Consider the following 565-nt stretch of genomic DNA (forward strand, 5'->3'; position numbering starts at 1 on the left):
ACACGCAAGAAGATTATACCATGTGCTTCTTCTGATACGCAACCGAGAACTTATGTTTGCAAAAGAAAGGGGAATGTAATCATGGCAAAATCAACAAAAAGTTATGAAGAACGAATGCTTGAAATGGAAAAGAAGGAACAGGAAAGCCTTGAAAAGGCGAAAAGATATGCAACACAGAAGAAAGAACTTCTGAAACGAAAGAAAGCCGAAGAAAGTAAAAAACGAACCCATAGGCTCTGTCAGATTGGCGGTGCAGTGGAATCCGTTCTTGGTGCACCTATTGAGGAGGAAGACATCCCAAAGCTGATTGGTTTTCTGAAAAGGCAGGAAGCCAATGGGAAGTTTTTCTCAAAGGCAATGCAGAAAGAAGCCAATACCGATATGGAGGAAGTGTAATGGCGGAGGGGATGAGTTTTTCATTCCCTTCATTGCTTTTTCATGAAGGGCGCACTTATGGACAACCAGAGGTCGTCCCAATAAGTTTGCCACAAGTGGCAACCGGTCTGCGCTCACGCTTGCCGGGCTCGTTCCGTCGGCGGGGCTTTCAGCCAGACCTGCTCATGCC

At 45.8% G+C, this 565-nt stretch carries 1 protein-coding gene; it reads left to right on the forward strand.

Going from position 1 to position 565, the window contains the following annotated elements; all coding sequences use genetic code 11:
* The first annotated feature begins 81 nt into the window (after positions 1-81).
* Positions 82-396, forward strand: a complete 315-nt coding sequence (locus tag PGU50_RS17950; RefSeq protein WP_072522126.1) for a relaxasome subunit MobC — start codon at positions 82-84, stop codon at positions 394-396.
* Positions 397-565: the final 169 nt, after the last annotated feature.

Origin of the sequence: Coprococcus sp. AM11-30B (assembly GCF_027674365.1) — a bacterium.
Lineage (GTDB): Bacteria > Bacillota > Clostridia > Lachnospirales > Lachnospiraceae > Allocoprococcus > Allocoprococcus comes.

Coding starts and splice junctions, on each gene's coding strand:
- PGU50_RS17950 (WP_072522126.1), top strand. CDS start 82: ATGGCAAAATCAACAAAAAGTTATGAAGAACGAATGCTTGAAATGGAA.